Here is a 1,036-nt window from a genome sequence, read left to right as displayed (position 1 = left end):
CGGTTGACCGCTGCGGGCGCGACCGTGGTCCGCGAGGACGAGTTGCAGGGCAGGCCGGATCACGTGGTGATGGCAGACCCGGAAGGTAACGAGTTTTGCCTGGTTTGACGGGGTCGGTCAGACCACCTGGCCGCGCGCAGCGTGTCGCGCCCCTTCCTATGCGGCAGCCCTTGCCGGCGGAGCTGGCTCGTAGCGCCGTCCGTCGCGCAGGAGGGCCCAGAGGACGTTGACGCGGCGGCGAGCGAGAGCCAGGACGGCCTGGGTATGGCGCTCTCCTTCGGCACGTTTGCGATCGTAGAAGCGCCGGGATTCCTCGCAGTGGCGGATGCTGAACAACGCCGAGGTGTAGAAGACGCGTTGGAGGCGGCGGTTGTATCGCTGCGGGCGGCGCAGGTTCCCGCTCAGCTTCCCGGAATCGCGGGGCACCGGGGCGGCGCCGCCGAAGCCGACGAGGCGGTCGGCGGTGCCGAAGACAGTCATGTCACCGCCAGTGGCTGCGAGGAACTCGGCGCCGAGGATGATGTCCAGGCCGGGCATGCTGGTGATCACCTCAAAGGTGTGGTGGTCGTGAAACCGGGCCTCGATGGCCTTGTCGAGCTCGGCGACCTGCTGGTTGAGGCTCATCACCTCCTTCGCCAGGGTGTGCACCAACGTGGCGGCCAGCTTCTCGCCGGGCAGGCTCGTGTGTTGCCGTTCGGCGGCCTGGACAGCGGTTTCGGCGAGCCGGTCGGGGCGGACGACGTGGCGGTTGCGCAGCCAGGTCTCCAGCCGCTTGACGCCGATCCGGCGAATGGCCGCGGGGGTCTGATAGCCGGTCAGCAGGGTAGCGGGCCGGTGTTGGTGAGGTTCAGGGCCCGCTCCAGGGCGGGGAAGATGCCGGTGAACTGGGCACGGAGGCGGTTGACGGTGCGGGTGCGGTCGGCGACCAGGTCCATGCGGCGGCCGGTGAGGAGCTTGAGGTCGGTGACGGTCTCGTCGCCGGTGGATAAGGGGTGCAGGTCCCGGCGGACGCGGACCTGATCAGCGATGACGGCAG

1 protein-coding gene and 1 pseudogene are annotated in these 1,036 nt (G+C 69.3%); one reads left to right on the top strand and one right to left on the bottom strand.

The window, feature by feature from the left end:
• Positions 1-108, top strand: a 108-nt coding sequence (locus tag IE252_RS42860; RefSeq protein ID WP_308434615.1) for a VOC family protein, incomplete at its 5' end; no start/stop codon positions are given.
• Positions 109-156: 48 nt separating this feature from the next.
• On the opposite strand, the pseudogene IE252_RS42855 reads toward IE252_RS42860, so the two are convergent.
• Positions 157-1,036: pseudogene (locus tag IE252_RS42855) on the bottom strand (IS110 family RNA-guided transposase); the annotation flags it as partial.

It is taken from the genome of Streptomyces melanogenes, assembly GCF_014649795.1.
In the GTDB taxonomy this organism is placed as follows: Bacteria; Actinomycetota; Actinomycetes; order Streptomycetales; family Streptomycetaceae; genus Streptomyces; species Streptomyces noboritoensis.
The sequence above is the reverse complement of the archived record's forward strand: the minus strand, read 5'-3'. Positions and strand labels throughout refer to the sequence as shown.